8 protein-coding genes are annotated in these 14,531 nt (G+C 68.7%); 3 read left to right on the top strand and 5 right to left on the bottom strand.

Going from position 1 to position 14,531, the window contains the following annotated elements:
- Window positions 1-441: 441 nt before the first annotated feature.
- Window positions 442-1,497, top strand: coding sequence for a class I SAM-dependent methyltransferase (locus CYJ10_RS33075; protein ID WP_101685658.1), 1,056 nt, complete (start codon window positions 442-444; stop codon window positions 1,495-1,497).
- Between the two features lie 71 nt (window positions 1,498-1,568).
- Here CYJ10_RS33075 and tldD read toward each other — a convergent pair whose 3' ends face one another.
- The 3 genes from tldD to CYJ10_RS33060 all read right to left on the bottom strand — a co-directional run bounded on the left by tldD (window position 1,569) and on the right by CYJ10_RS33060 (window position 8,319).
- On the bottom strand, window positions 1,569-3,029 hold the full coding sequence (gene tldD / locus CYJ10_RS33070; protein WP_101685654.1) for a metalloprotease TldD: 1,461 nt from the start codon (window positions 3,027-3,029) through the stop codon (window positions 1,569-1,571).
- Window positions 3,030-3,098: 69 nt separating this feature from the next.
- Window positions 3,099-3,923, bottom strand: coding sequence for a carbon-nitrogen hydrolase family protein (locus tag CYJ10_RS33065; RefSeq protein ID WP_101685653.1), 825 nt, complete (start codon window positions 3,921-3,923; stop codon window positions 3,099-3,101).
- Window positions 3,924-4,002: 79 nt separating this feature from the next.
- Window positions 4,003-8,319: a YhdP family protein gene (locus CYJ10_RS33060; RefSeq protein ID WP_180863144.1), complete on the bottom strand. Its 4,317-nt coding sequence runs from the start codon at window positions 8,317-8,319 to the stop codon at window positions 4,003-4,005.
- 99 nt (window positions 8,320-8,418) lie between these two features.
- Here CYJ10_RS33060 and glnE point away from each other — a divergent pair, with 99 nt between their 5' ends.
- Complete coding sequence (gene glnE, locus CYJ10_RS33055) at window positions 8,419-11,421, top strand: bifunctional [glutamate--ammonia ligase]-adenylyl-L-tyrosine phosphorylase/[glutamate--ammonia-ligase] adenylyltransferase (protein WP_101685651.1); 3,003 nt, start codon at window positions 8,419-8,421, stop codon at window positions 11,419-11,421.
- A 79-nt stretch (window positions 11,422-11,500) separates the two neighbouring features.
- The gene (gene rrtA, locus CYJ10_RS33050; RefSeq protein WP_101685650.1) at window positions 11,501-12,067 is read left to right on the top strand and encodes a rhombosortase; all 567 of its coding nucleotides are present in this window, start codon (window positions 11,501-11,503) and stop codon (window positions 12,065-12,067) included.
- A 152-nt stretch (window positions 12,068-12,219) separates the two neighbouring features.
- On the opposite strand, the gene mprA is transcribed toward rrtA, so the two are convergent.
- Together mprA and CYJ10_RS33040 are read right to left on the bottom strand one after the other, a co-directional pair.
- On the bottom strand, window positions 12,220-13,935 hold the full coding sequence (gene mprA, locus CYJ10_RS33045; protein WP_257993643.1) for an MprA protease, GlyGly-CTERM protein-sorting domain-containing form: 1,716 nt from the start codon (window positions 13,933-13,935) through the stop codon (window positions 12,220-12,222).
- 93 nt (window positions 13,936-14,028) lie between these two features.
- The gene (locus tag CYJ10_RS33040; RefSeq protein ID WP_257993642.1) at window positions 14,029-14,511 is read right to left on the bottom strand and encodes a hypothetical protein; all 483 of its coding nucleotides are present in this window, start codon (window positions 14,509-14,511) and stop codon (window positions 14,029-14,031) included.
- Between the last annotated feature and the right edge of the window lie 20 nt (window positions 14,512-14,531).

Raw genomic sequence — 14,531 nt, 5'->3', positions numbered from 1 at the left:
GTCACCGGCGCGGCCAGGGCCTCGGCCGGACCGAAGCGCAATACCACTGGCAGCTTGTCCATTGCCCAGCGCAACAGCCCAGCTGTCCCTCTCTATCCGCCAGCGGTGTGAGATGCCAAAAAAAGTAAAAGTAAAACTTGGCGGACATGGCGGAAATCGGATCGGCTGTAGCTGGCTTGCGTCGGTTTTACGCTGATGCGTGAAATTTATGCTGCGGCGCGGGGTGACGAGGCATTTTATTGCGCCGCGATCCCGAAAACTGCCGGGTGCGGTCGCCGCCTGCGCGACAACGAAGCATCTTTATAGCGCTTTTCCACGGCGCTGGCAAGCGGCAGGTGCAACAGATTTAAGCATATGCATAGTGCCCCTGCTGCCTATATTGGTATTGCGTGCTGCCGGCGCGCATCGAACAAGAAAAGCGATGCAGGGGAGGTGTCCATCATGTCCGTCGATGAGGAAAGGCTGAACGCCTTCATGGAACGGTTCGTCCATGACATTGGGGCCGTGATGCACGCGGCGACGGTGGTGGTGGGCGACGAACTGGGCCTGTACAAGGCGATGGCGGAAAAGCCGATGACGGCGGCCACGCTGGCAGAGAAGACGCGCACCGATCCGCGCTACCTGCGCGAATGGCTGTCGGCGCAGGCCGCCAGCGGCTATGTCGAATACGATCCGGCCACCGACATGTTCTCGCTGACCGAGGAGCAGGCCTACGCGCTGGCGCAGGAAGGCAGTCCGGCATTCATCCCCGGCGCGTTCCAGATTGCCGTGGCGCAATTTCGTGCCATCCCGAAGATGATCGACATTTTCCGCAATGGGCGCGGCCTGGGCTGGCACGAGCACGATCCCGCCCTGTTCCACGGCACGGAGCGGTTTTTCCGGCCCGGCTATGCCGCGCATCTGGTCAGCGATTGGATCCCGTCGATGGAGGGCATGGAAGCCAGGCTCAAGGCCGGGGCCACCGTGGCCGATGTCGGCTGCGGCCATGGCGCTTCGACGATCATCATGGCGCAGGCCTTCCCGCTGGCCACGTTTCGCGGTTTCGACTATCACGAGCCGTCGATCCGCCATGCCACCGAAGCCGCGCGGCGCGCGGGTGTAGGCGACCGCGTGACCTTCGAGGTGGCATCGGCCAAGGACTTCCCCGGCACGGACTACGACCTGGTGACGGTGTTCGATTGTCTCCATGACATGGGCGATCCCGTGGGCGCGGCGCGTCATGTCCGGGACACCCTGAAGCCTGACGGCCGCTGGATGATCGTGGAGCCGTTTGCCAACGACAACCTGCAGGACAACCTGAACCCGATGGGGCGCGTGTTCTATTCGGCGTCGACGTTCATCTGCACGCCGGGGTCGCGTTCGCAGGAAGGGGCGATGTGCCTGGGCGCGCAGGCGGGCGAGGCGCGGATGCGCGGTGTGGCGGAGCAGGGAGGGTTCGGCAGCTTCCGGCGGGCGGCGCAGACACCATTCAACCTGGTGTACGAGGTCAGGCCGTAGAGAAAGCGGGAACAGGAAAGGTGTTCGCCCCTCTCCCACCTGTGGGAGAGGGGATCAGGACAAAGCGGGGGTCAGGCCGTGCCGCCCACCGTCATGTTCTCGATGCGCAGCGTCGGCTGGCCAACGCCCACCGGCACGCTCTGGCCTTCCTTGCCGCAGACGCCCACGCCCGAATCCAGGCGCATGTCGTTGCCGATCATCGTCACGTCCTTCAGCGATTCGGGGCCGTTGCCCACCAGCGTCGCGCCCTTGACCGGATACGTGATCTTGCCGTCCTCGATCATGTACGCCTCGCTGGCCGAGAACACGAACTTGCCGTTGGTGATGTCCACCTGGCCGCCGCCGAAGTTCACGGCATACAGGCCACGCTTCACGCTGGCGAGGATTTCCTCGGGGTCGCGGTCGCCGTTCAGCATGTAGGTATTGGTCATGCGGGGCATCGGCAGCGCGGCATAGCTTTCGCGGCGGGCGTTCCCGGTGACCGGCATCTTCATCAGGCGCGCGTTGAGCGTGTCCTGGATAAAGCCGGTCAGGATGCCATCCTCGATCAGCGTGGTGCATTGGGTCGGATTGCCCTCGTCATCGAGGTTCAGCGACCCGCGGCGGTTCTCGATCGTGCCGTCGTCGACCACGGTCACGCCCTTGGCAGCCACGCGCTCGCCCATGCGGCCGGCGAAGGCCGACGAGCCCTTGCGGTTGAAGTCGCCTTCCAGGCCGTGGCCCACGGCCTCGTGCAGCAGCACGCCGGGCCAGCCCGGGCCCAGGACCACGGTCATCGCGCCGGCGGGGGCGGGGCGCGCCTCCAGGTTCACCAGCGCCGACGCCACGGCCTCGTCCACGTACTTGCGCAGCAGGTCGTCGGTAAAGTAGCCGTACGCGTAACGGCCGCCACCACCGGACGAACCAATTTCGCGGCGGCCATTCTGTTCGGCGATGACCGTCACCGACACGCGCACCAGCGGACGCACGTCGGCGGCAATCACGCCGTCGCTGCGGGCCACCAGCACCACGTCGTATTCACCGGCCAGCCCTGCCATGACCTGCACCACGCGCGGATCCTTGGCGCGGGCCAGCTTCTCGATCTTCTCCAGCAGCGCTACCTTTTCGGTGGCCGTCATCGAATCGAGCGGGTCATTGGGCGCGTAGAGGTTCCGGCCCGTCTGCGATGCCATGCTGCCGGCCACCTTGACGCGGCCGCTGCCGGCGCGGCCGATCGTGCGCGTGGCCGCTGCGGCTTGCGACAGCGCTGCCAGGCTGATGTCGTCCGAATAGGCAAAGGCGGTCTTGTCGCCCGATACGGCGCGCACGCCCACGCCCTGGTCGATGCTGAAGCTGCCCGACTTGACGATGCCTTCCTCCAGGCTCCACGCCTCGTTGCGCGTGTGCTGGAAGTACAGGTCGGCGTAGTCCACCTTGTGCGTGAAGATGTCGGCCAGCACGCGCTGGAGCGTGGCCTCGTCAAGGCCGTACGGTGCCAGCAGCAGCTGTTGCGCGGTGGCCAGGTTGCGGATTCCGAGATCTCCGGCGTTCATGATTGTCCTTGTCTTGAACCCCATGGCGACCCGGGCCACGGGGAAATGCAAACGGTAATGCCCTGAATCCTACAGTACGCGATGGCGCAATGCCGGCAGGTTCTGACGCACTTCGGCCAGCCTGGCAGGATCCACCACGCCAGACACCACGCCTTCCCCTTCGGGCAGCACGCCCATCAGCTCGCCCCACGGGTCCACCAGCATCGAGTGGCCCCAGGTGCGCCGGCCGTTCTCGTGCTTGCCACCTTGTGCTGCAGCCAGCACATAACACTGGTTTTCGATGGCGCGGGCCCGCAGCAGGATTTCCCAGTGGGCCTGCCCGGTGGTGTAGGTGAAGGCGGCCGGCATCAGAATCAAGCTGACGCCTTCGCCGTCTTTGGCCAGGCCGCGATACAGCTCCGGAAAGCGCAGGTCGTAACAGATCGACATCGCCACGCGGCCGCACGGGGCATCGAATGCCACGGGCGTCTTGCCAGCCAGGATGGTGCGCGATTCGTCGAAATTCTCGTCGCCCTTGGTAAAGCCGAACAGGTGGATCTTGTCGTAGCGCGCCACGCGGGCGCCGTGCGGGTCGAAGGCCAGCGACGCGTTGTAGACGCGGTTGTCGTCTCCGCACCACATCGGCAGCGTGCCCCCCACCAGCCAGACCCGGTGCCGGCGGGCGGCATCGGCCAGAAAGCGCTGCACCGGCCCGTCGCCGTCGCGCTCGCGGATGGCCACCTTGTCCGATTCGTGCCGGCCCATCATGCAGAAGTACTCGGGCAGCAACACCAGCCCCGCGCCGCCGTGGGCGGCTTCCGCGATCAGCGCGTCGGCACGGGCAAGATTGTCGTCCAGCGACGTGCCCGTCACGGTCTGGATGGCGGCGACGCGGAACGGAGTGGCAGCGGTCATCGTGGCTTCCTCTATCGAATCGGTGCGGGGGACGGATCGTGGGGCAGGCTGGTTGGGATCGGATCGGATCGGAGCGGCTTCAGCGGGTAAAGATGCCCGAACGTTCCTGTACCGGCGCCTGGCGCGACTTATTGTCCTCCAGTTTGGTGACCTTGGGGTCGGCCCACGATCCGCTCACGTGGTAGTGCTGGGTGAAGACCTTCGAGAACTCGTCCGCGAACAGCAACTGGGCCGCCAGCGTGCCGATGCCAAGCACCGGGTTGATGAACGCGGCAGCCACCGAGGTGGTGGTGGCATTGATGCGCGGCACCACGGCCACCTGCAGGTCCTGCGTTTCATGCAGCAGGTCGGCCGTGCCGGTCATCGAGGCCATCACCTGGCTGCCCTTGAAGCGGAATTCGTCGATCTTGCCCACGCCGTTCTCGATGGTGCCCGATCCGGTGATGTCGTCGAACACCAGCCCCTTGCTGGCCAGCGACCGGAAGTCGAGCGTGGCAAAGCGCAGCAGGCTCTGCAGGCTCAGCACGCCCAGCAGCCGCGCCGCGCCCGGTTCCACGCTGAGGATCTGGCCGTTTTCCAGGCTCAGGTTCAGCCGGCCCGACAGGCTCGGGTAGTCGATCGACATCGGCGACCCGCGCCATGCGATGCGGCCTTCCAGCGACCCCTTGCCGTCGCGCACGGTGTGGGCCAGGCCGAAACGGTCCAGCACGTCGCCGGCGTTGCGGATGTCGAGCTTGAAGTTGAGCAGCGTGCGGCGGCCCTCGGTGGCCGAGACATTGCCTTGTGCCGCGGCCTCGCGCAGGCGGCGCGGCAGGCGCCAGCTGCCGTTGCCGGTCAGTGTCGCGCCCGGCTGCTCGATGCTCAGGCTGTCCAGCGTCCAGACCGGCTGGTTGTCGGTATGACTGGTGTGGGCCTTGACCTCCAGCTTGCCGAAATCGCGGCCATGCAGCACGAACTTGTCGACGGACAGGTCCAGCGCGGGCATTTCCTCGACGCTGCGCGTGATGGCCTCGGTCATGTGGCCGTCGTCGGTGGCGTCGGGAATGTCCAGGTGCGACAGCCGCACGGTCAGCGACCCGGCCGGGTTGCTGCTGTCACGCCGCCACTGGCCATTGCCGGTGATCTGGCGCGATGCCAGCTGCAGGTTCCACCCGCCGCCTTCGCGGTTGGCGTCGATCGCCACGTCGTTCAGCACTCGGCCGAACGCGTCGAGCGCCTTGGTCCGCACATTGACGCGATCGGGCAGGAACGGCGACGAACGGTCCACGTCGCCGGCCGGTTGGCGGTCGTTCGACGACGGGTCCAGGACGGAGCGCCAGGCGTCCACGTCGAGCCGGTCGGTCGAAATGGCCACCGTGACGCCGTTGGCCGGCAGCGGGGCAGGCTGGCCCACGCCGACGCCGCCCGCGATCACTTCGGTCGTGTCGCCCCGGCGCAGCACGTAGCGCGCGGCGGCATTGTTGCCAAGCTGGATCGTCATGTCGTCCAGCCCGGCGCGGGTGGCCGACGGACGCAGGTCGAAGCGCAGCGGCAGGTCCTGGCCCGCGAGCTTGGCCAGCGGCGGCGGCAGATCGAGCGCCAGCCCATTGAGGTCGGACGCCAATTGCACCTGCAGGCGCTTGTCGCGCACGCCCACCACGGCACTGTACGGCGTGCTGCCTTCGATGTGCTTGCCCAGCGCGGCGGCGCCGGCGCCCAGCACATCGCGCAGCCCCTGTGCCGTGGCCGTGCCGCCAATGGCCACGTGGGTAGTGCCGTCCGGCTGCGTACCGCCGGTGATGCGTGTCTCGCCGCCCAGGAAGCGGGCGCGCACGTTGTTCAACTGGAAGCCGTGCTCGTCGAAGCCAACCGCGCCAGTGGCGCCGAACAGCGTGGGCAGCTCCGGGAACAGCGTCACGTCGTTGCCGGGGAAGCGGAATTCGCCGTTGACCTTCGATCCCGCCGCATGGCTCAGCGGCAGGTCCAGCTTCAGTTTCAGCTCGCCATGACCCGGTGCGCGCGCGTTTTCGGTGACGCTGGCGGTCCAGCCTTTGACCGGCGTGGTGGCCACGTAGCGCAGGAAGCCCTGCACCGGCCCCGTGGCGCCGCCGTCGATCGCCAGGTGGCCGTGGTCGCTCAGGTCGTCGATCTTGCCGTTGACATCGCGCAGCACGATGCCTGGAATGCCGCGTACACCGGCCTGCTTGACCTGGAACGACATCGTGCTGCGATCGAACAGCAGGTCGCCGGAGATGTCCGTGAAATCGGGCCAGGCCATGCCGGCGTTGGCGTTGGCGGCGGTACTGGCGCCTGCGCCGTTGCTGCTGGCCGTGCCGTCGATGTTCGGGCCCGTTTCGTGCGGGGCGATCTGGTAGCTCACGTTGCGTACCGGCACCTCGACGCGGAAGTCGCCGGCCTTGGCAAACGGCGGGTGGAACGGGAAGTGGTACAGGTCGCCCTTGACCAGGAACTTGACGTCGTAGGCTTCGCCGCCGACCAGCGCGCCTTCCAGGTAGTGCCGCGTGGCCGGCATGGTCGTCGGCAGGTAACGCGGCACGCGGTTGGCCAGCGCGCGGTCGAGTTCGCCGGACAGGTCGGCAATGCCGCTGTTGCCGTCACCGCCCGCGCGCCAGCTGCCGCGCACCGTGCCGGCGGTGTCGGTGTTGGCAAAGCGGACGCCCTCGGTGCTCACCACGAGCTTGTTGTCGGTGTCGTGGCGCCAGCGTACTTCGCCGCGCAGTTCGTCGAACGGCACGAGCGGGTCGTCGAACACGCCGGGGAAGCTCAGCGTGGCGCCGGTGCTGTCTACGCGCGCAGTGCCCTGGCGGTCGTCGAAGCTGAAGTTGCCCGACAGGCGGCTGAAACCGGGGGTGCCGGTGTGCGGCTTGCCATCGGGGCCCATGGCCGGCACCGCCGGCTGGCTGTTGATCGATACGCTGCGCAGCGTGCCCTGCACCGAGTAGTGCGGCGTGCCGGGGCTGCGCGACAGCAGCCCGGCGCGTTCGCGCGACCAGTTGACGTCGAGGTTGTCGATATGACCGGCCGGCTGCAGCGCGCGCAACTGGCGCAGCATGGCGGTGTCGATCGGCATCGACGTGGCCAGCGCACGCACCGTGTTCAGGTCGAATGTCGGCGCGCGCAGCGCGAACTTGCGCAACTGGCCGGCGCTGTCGCGGGCCCAGTCGATGGTGACCTTGCGCATGCCGTCGCGCCACGAGGCATCGGCGGCGGAAGGCGGCCCGGCCTGCGGTTCGGCCTGCCAGAGCAGCGTGTCGATGGTCAGCGAGTTGTTGCCGGTGCGGTCGCCCTTGTGCAGCAGCAGCGCCTGCGCGTTGGCCAGCTTGAGCGGCTCCGTGGCGCCGGTCAGCAGCAGGTCCACGCCCGTCGCGCGCAGCCGCAGCTGGCTGCGCAGCACATGGCCGCCCCGGATATCGACGGTGCCGTCGGTGCTGAAGACCCCGCTGTTGACGTTGTCGAAGATGGCCAGGTAGCGCTGCACCACCGGCAGCTGCAACTGGTTGAATGCCCAGCTGGCCTGTCCGGCCCAATGTCGCCAGTTGCCGGCGCCGTACAGGTAGTCGTGCCGCAGGTTGGCCTGGAAGATCAGCGGCTGGGGCGCCAGCGATGCACTGCGTGCCTCCAGTCGCACCGTGTGCTGCACGCCATGGCGTTCGGACGTGAAGTGGATGTCGGCAACATCGAGCTGCGGCAGCTTTGCCTTTTCGTCGAGCCAGCGCAGGTTGCCGCTCTTCAGCTCCATATGGCCCTGCGACAGCAGCCAGTTCAGGAACGGATCGTCCTCGCGGGACGACTTGGTGGCCTCGATCGGTACCCCGGCCACCAGCAGCATGCCCGTGTCGGTGCGGCGGATCAGCACGTCGGTGCGGTCAGCCGTCAGGCTGGCGAACTGCAGGGTCAGGGCCGGTACCGACTGCCAGGACAGCTTGCCTTCGAGCGTGCCGGCCGACAGCAGCACGCGGTGATCGCGGTCCACCGCCTGCACGTTGCTGGCGCGGAACGCCGGGTGCCAGCCGTCCCAGTAGGTGTCGAGCTGGCCGATGGTGAGATTGGCGATGAGCGCGGCGGAACCCTGCTGCTCCAGCCACTGGCGCGCGGTATGGGCCTGCGGCCAGAGCACGAAGCGGATCAGCAGGACGGCGACGATGGCCAGCGCGGCCAGCACGGCCACGATGCGCACCAGCATGCGCCAGAGCCGGCCCCAGGCCGGGTGACGCACCAGGGCGCGCAGGCCTTGCCAGGCCATGCCCGGCACTTGCCGGACGAGCGCCAGCATGCGCCGGCCACGGCCGGGCGCGGAACGTTGCGAAGCAGGGGAAGCCGCGACCGCGGCGGTGCCGTCACCGCCCGCGTGTGGGGATGCGGAACCGTCGTCAGGGGCGGTAGGGCGGCTGGACATGCGCAGATTATCCGACAATACTAGCCGCTCTCCAAAGTGGTGCGCGCAAGCGCCACCGCGGTCTCTACGGCGCCTGCCCGATAAAGCAAAGTAACTGGAATGACTGTCCCTGATCCGACGAGTTCCGCCGCGGGCACCGCCCCGGCATCGACCGGCCCGCAGCACCCGCTGGATGGCGCCGGAACCACTTCGATTCCGGCATCGCCGGGCGCCGCCGGACCGATCGGCAACATGGCCCATGGGGCCTTTGCCACGATGACGGCGCAGGGACTGACCCCCGCCGATTGCGAGGGTCACGTATTGTACTCGGCGGCGTACTCCCATTACGCGCGTCGCGTGCTGGCCGCGCGTCCGGGGCTGCCCGAGGTGGTCGCGGCGGCGGCCGTCGGGCCCATCACGCGCGACTGGATGGAAGCCCGCCTGCGGGCCCTGCACGCGCCGTCGGCCGATGCCGAGGCCGCCGCGGGCCAGGCGCTGCGGCGCCTGCGCGCCGAGGTCATGTGCGTGGTGATCGAGCGCGACCTGCGCGGGCTGGCCACGCTGGCCGAGATCACCGGCGCGATGACCGACCTGGCCGAACTGTCGGTCCAGCATGGCCTGCGCGTGCTGGGCGATGACCTGGCGGCCACTTTCGGCCAGCCCACCGGCGACCAGAGCGGCGAGGTGCAGGAACTGGTGGTGGTCGGCATGGGCAAGCTGGGCGGGCGCGAGCTCAACGTGTCGTCCGACATCGACCTGATCTTTCTCTACGACGAGGATGGCGACACGCGTGGCGGGTCGCGCACCCTGTCGAACCACGAATATTTCATCCGGCTGGGGCGGCGGCTGATCACGCTGCTGTCCGAAGTCACCGGCGACGGCTACGTGTTCCGCGTGGACATGCGCCTGCGCCCGAACGGCGATGCCGGCCCGCTGGTCTGCAGCTTCGGCATGCTCGAGGAATACCTGGTGGTGCAGGGCCGCGAGTGGGAACGCTATGCGTGGATCAAGGGGCGGGTGGTGTCGGCCGTCGATACCCCGCACGCGGGGCGTGCCGCCGCGCTGCTTGGCCGCATGACCACGCCGTTCGTGTTCCGCCGCTACCTGGACTACGGCGTGATCGCCGCCATCCGGTCGCTGCACGCCCAGATCCGCTCCGAAGCCGCCAAGCGCAGCGGCGGCCTGGCGGGCCATGGCGTGAACCAGCGCTCGTTCAACATCAAGCTGGGCCGCGGCGGCATCCGCGAGGTCGAGTTCATGGCCCAGGTGTTCCAGCTGATCCGCGGCGGGCAAGACCCCGCGCTGCGCGTGCGGCCCACGCTGGAGGTGCTGGACGTGGCCGTGGCGCGCAACCTGCTGCCGGCCGGCCAGGCCGAGCAGCTGGCCGATGCCTACCGCTTCCTGCGCCAGCTGGAGCACCGGCTCCAGTACCGCGACGACGCCCAGACGCACCACCTGCCTACCTCGGGCGACGAACGCCAGGCCGTGGCGCTGATGATGGGCTGCGCCAGCTGGGACACGCTGGTCGCGCAGATTAATACGCTGATGGACCCGGTGGCGCAGCAGTTCGAGGCCACCTTCGCCGATCCGTTCGCCGACGGCGAGACGGCGCAGAGCGAGCCGCTGTGGCCGGCGCTGGTGCGCGAGGAAATGGCGTCGCGCGCCACGCAGTCGAATCCCGGCGACGATGACGACGAGACCGATCCGCAGTCGTCGCCGTGCCAGGCGCTGCAGGCGGCGGGCTTCAGCGACTGCACGGGGCTTTACGACCGCCTGCGGGCCATCGGCACGTCGATGCGCTATCGCGCGCTGTCGGAAACCAGCCGCGGCCGCTTCGACCTGCTCGTCAATCGTGCGCTGGACCTCGCGGTGAAGCAGGACGATGCCGACGCCACCATCACGCGCTTCCTGGACTTCCTGGATGCCATCAGCCGCCGGGCGTCGTACCTGTCGCTGCTGTCCGAATACCCGCAGGCGATGGATCGCGTGGCGCAGACGCTGCACGCATCGCGCTGGGCGGCCACCTACCTGACCCGGCATCCGCAACTGCTTGACGAACTGCTGGACAGCGATGCGCTGGCCGGCGCGCCGGACTGGGCCGGTTTCCGCCAGCGCCTGTCGGAGCGGCTGCACGCGTCCGACGGCCAGGTCGAAACGCAGATGGACATCCTGCGCCGCGAGCACCATGCCGAGACCTTCCGCATCCTGCTGCAGGACCTGCAGGGGCTGCTGACCGTCGAGCAGGTGGCCGACCGACTGTCGGACCTGGCCGATGCCATGCTGGAGGTCACCATGCAGGCGGTCTGGCGCCAACTGGCCACGCGCCATTGCGAGACGCCGCGCTTCGCGGTCATCGCCTACGGCCGGCTGGGCGGCAAGGAACTGGGCTACGCGTCGGACCTGGACCTGATCTTCCTGTATGACGACGACCATGAGCGTGCACCCGACGTCTACGCCGCGTACGCGCGCCGGCTGATCACCTGGCTGACCAGCCATACGGCGGCGGGCATGCTGTTCGACGTGGACACGCGGCTGCGGCCGAACGGCGCGGCGGGGCTGCTGGTGACGAGCTTCGACGCGTTCCGGCGCTACCAGCTGCGCGAGGGCGACAACACGGCGTGGGTGTGGGAGCACCAGGCGCTCACGCGCGCGCGCTTCGGCGCCGGTGACCGCGAGATCGGCAACCGGTTCGAGGACCTGCGCGACGAGATCCTGCGCCAGCCGCGCGACGCCGTGGCGCTGCGCGAGGAAATCGTGCAGATGCGCGCGAAGGTGGCCGAGGGGCATCCGAATCCCACGGCGCTGTTCGACCTCAAGCACGATCGCGGCGGCATGGTCGATATCGAGTTCACGGTGCAGTACCTGGTGCTGCTGCACAGCGGCGCGCATCCGGAATTGACGCGCAACGCGGGCAATATCGCGCTGCTGCGCATGGCCGGCGTGCTGAACCTGATCGACGCCGGGCTGGCACTGGCCGTGGGCGATGCCTACCGGCTGTTCCGCGCGCGCCAGCACAAGCTGCGGCTCGATGGCCAGGACCAGGCGCGCGTGGCACCCGACAGCGTGGCCGCGCAGGCCGCGTCGGTGCGTGCGCTGTGGCGGTCGGTGTTCGGTGACCAATGAGCGGCGGGTGAGCGCCGTTCAGCCGTCGCCGCCATCGCCGTCATCACCGTCACCACCGCGCCTGCCCGGATGGCCGGCCATGCTGGCCACCGTGGCTGGCGTGGCAGCCCTGTCCGCGCTGTTCACCTTTGTGCCCTTGTGGCACGCGCACGGGCTCTATGTGCGCGATGCCGTGCGCCTGGACGGCCAGTGGTGGCGCGTGCTGACGGCGATGTGGGTGCATCTGGACTGGCGTCACTACCTGTCTGACGTGGCCGCTACGGCGGGCCTGCTGTTGCTGGCCGGTCGCGTGGCCCGTATCCGCGAGATGCTGCTGGTGCTGCTGATCTGCGGCGTGGCCGTGCAGGTTGCGGTGCTGCGCATGCCAGAGATTGGGTGGTATGGCGGACTGTCCGGCGCCACGCACGGCCTGGCACTGTGGACGGCGCTGCGGCTGCTACAGGCGCCGGGGTGGTCGCGCGTGATTGGCGTCGTGACGTGCGTGATCGTGCTGGGCAAGGTCTGGATCGAGCAGTCATGGCTGGCCGCCATCGTGTTCGATCCGTCGTGGGGCTTCGGCGTGGTGCGCGGCGCCCATGCGGCCGGCGCGGTGGCCGGCCTGGCCTGCTGGCTGTTGCAGGAGTGGTGGGACCAGCGACGGCGCTGACTGGCAGGCCGGCCTTTTCCCGCGCGCTCGGGGGCGGGAATATCCAAGGCATGGCGAGTGCCACCGGGTTGCTCCCCTTTCCCGCACGGGGGAGAGGGCAGGCGCGTAAGGCGCTGCCGCCGCCCGCTGCAACCCTTGAAGCCTTCCACAACCTACCGCAGCGCCCGACGCCGCGTGCCGAATCCGACCAGGCCGATCGCCAGCAGCAATGCCGCGCTCCACGGCGAAAACGCACCGCCGCCGCCACCGCCGCTATCGCCACCGCCCGACGACGCGCCGCCCGTCGACGTTGAGCCCGTCGATGGCGGATTCGGCGCCGCAGCCAGCGCGGCGTCGGCGTCGAGCAGGCCCGCGCCGCACTTGCCGCTGTTGTCGCTGCGCGTGCAGTACGTGCCGGCCGGATGGGGACGGGCCGTGCTCTTCAGTACCGACGTGACCTGGGCGGGTGTCAGCGCCGGATTGACTGCGAGCATCAGTGAAACCACACCCGACACCATCGGCGCAGAGAAACTGGTGCCCTGCGAGTTGATGATGTTGTCGGTGGTGGGGCCGGCCGTACCGGCGTTCGAGAGCGTGCGGATAAATGACTGGGTGGTCGCGCAGCCCGTTGCCACATTGTTGGAAACAATGACCTTGGAGTTGCCGCAGCCGCCGCCGGGCGCGCTGATGGCCACTTGCGGGCCCACGTTGGCAAAGCTGGCATTTTCTCCATCGTTGGCGTGGGCGGTCACGGCGATCACGCCCGTGCAGTCGGCCGGGGCCTCGACCGCGCCGGCCGAATTGCCGGCGGCAGCCACCACGATCACCCCGGCGGTGTTCAGGTCGTTCACGGCCTGCTGCTCGATGCTCGAGCACGTGCCGCCGCCCAGGCTGACGTTGACGACCTTGGCCGGCGTGGGGTTGGCCGGCACGCCGGGCACCGCCAGGCCACCGGCCCAGCGCATGCCGTCGACGGTGTCGGACAGCAGGGCGCCGCAGCGGCCCGACACGCGCACCGGCTGGATACGCGCATTCCAGTCGACCCCCGCGATACCGCTGGCGTTATTGGTCACCGCGCCCAGCACGCTGGCCACGCGGGTGCCATGCCAGCTGCTGTTGCTGGCGCCGGAGCCGTCGGGGCAGGTGCTGCCGGTTGGCACGTAGTCGCCGGGGTCGTGCGCGTCACTGTCGCGCCCATCGCCGTCAACCGACACGGCGGTCGTGCTGATGAAGTCGTAGCCGGCCACCAGCCGGCTCGCAAGATCCGGGTGATCGAGGTAGCCGGTATCCACCACGGCGATCACCACGCTGGCGCTGCCGCGCGACCGGTCCCAGGCGCGCGACAGGTTGGCGGCGCCGGTCGTGGTCACCGGCGATCCCATATAGAGCGACTGGGTCACGAAATCGGGGTCGTTCGGCACGGTGTCGTGCAGTTGCAGCCAGCGGTCGGGCACGGCGTCGGCCACGCGCGGGTCCTGGCGCAGTCGCTTGGCCACGGTTTCCGGATCGTCGCCACGGCTGTCCTTGACCGTCAGCAACTGCATGGCATTGGCCATCGGCCGCCTGACCGATAGCGTCAGCCCGGTATTGGATTCCACGCGGCGCATGCGGGTGGTGTCGGCGCTGGTGTTGACGGTCTGGCTGCCGTCGCGCCACCGTACGATGTAGTTGCCGGTGTAGCGCGGCGCGGCCCGCCCGATACGGACGGGCGCCGCCGCGGCTGGCGCCGATGCCGAATCCGATGCAGAACCCGATCCCGACGTCGACATCGAGGTCGTGGCGACATCGGCCTGGGAGATACCGGGCAGGACAAGCAGGGCGCTGGCCGCCATGACCACCAGCACTGGGGCGATTGGCCCGCTGCGGGACTTCAGCTTCGCGTACGACATCTGCACTCCTGTGGAGAATGTTTGATGCGAACTGCCAACTGCCGATCGTTCAGTATGGGTGGTGTTTCGCCCCCGACGCCTTGGCCCTTGGGCTTATGGGTTGGGCATGTCGCGGCTGACCGGCTTGGTGCGATGCGGCCGCAGCAGGCGGTCGCCGGTGGCCGATTCCACGCGCGGCGCAGCCTGCAGCGTGGCGACGGCCTGCTCCAGCGTGACGTCCGCCGACGCGGTGATCGCGGTCACCAGCCAGACGCCGCCCGACATCGGCCGCTTGACCACGTAGCGTACCGGGCCCTGCACCGCGGCCAGCAGCTTGCCGGCGTCCTCCGACGTCGTCACCTCCGGCGGCGCGAACTTGACCAGGATGTCGCCGATGGCACGGTCGTCGGTGATGCTGCCGCGCGGCGGCGCAAACGATTTCGATTCCGAGGCGCAACCCGACACGGCGGTCAGGGCGGTCAGGCCCAGTGCCACCAGTACGGAGGCGCCCAGGTGACGGGCGAGCCGGCCGGCGGTGGGTACCGCAACCGGGCCAACAGTCGTGCGGCGGGTCGATGGCAGCTTGCCATGGGTCATCGGTTTGAAACTCCTGTCCT

Origin of the sequence: Cupriavidus pauculus (assembly GCF_002858765.1) — a bacterium.
GTDB lineage: Bacteria > Pseudomonadota > Gammaproteobacteria > Burkholderiales > Burkholderiaceae > Cupriavidus > Cupriavidus pauculus_B.
This window is presented reverse-complemented; position numbering and strand designations above follow the sequence as displayed.

Excerpts from the sequence above, each read along its gene's own strand:
- CYJ10_RS33075 (WP_101685658.1), top strand. The coding sequence starts at position 442 with ATGTCCGTCGATGAGGAAAGGCTGAACGCCTTCATGGAACGGTTCGTC.
- tldD (WP_101685654.1), bottom strand. The coding sequence starts at position 3,029 with ATGAACGCCGGAGATCTCGGAATCCGCAACCTGGCCACCGCGCAACAG.
- CYJ10_RS33065 (WP_101685653.1), bottom strand. The coding sequence starts at position 3,923 with ATGACCGCTGCCACTCCGTTCCGCGTCGCCGCCATCCAGACCGTGACG.
- CYJ10_RS33060 (WP_180863144.1), bottom strand. The coding sequence starts at position 8,319 with ATGTCCAGCCGCCCTACCGCCCCTGACGACGGTTCCGCATCCCCACAC.
- glnE (WP_101685651.1), top strand. The coding sequence starts at position 8,419 with ATGACTGTCCCTGATCCGACGAGTTCCGCCGCGGGCACCGCCCCGGCA.
- rrtA (WP_101685650.1), top strand. The coding sequence starts at position 11,501 with ATGCTGGCCACCGTGGCTGGCGTGGCAGCCCTGTCCGCGCTGTTCACC.
- mprA (WP_257993643.1), bottom strand. The coding sequence starts at position 13,935 with ATGTCGTACGCGAAGCTGAAGTCCCGCAGCGGGCCAATCGCCCCAGTG.
- CYJ10_RS33040 (WP_257993642.1), bottom strand. The coding sequence starts at position 14,511 with ATGACCCATGGCAAGCTGCCATCGACCCGCCGCACGACTGTTGGCCCG.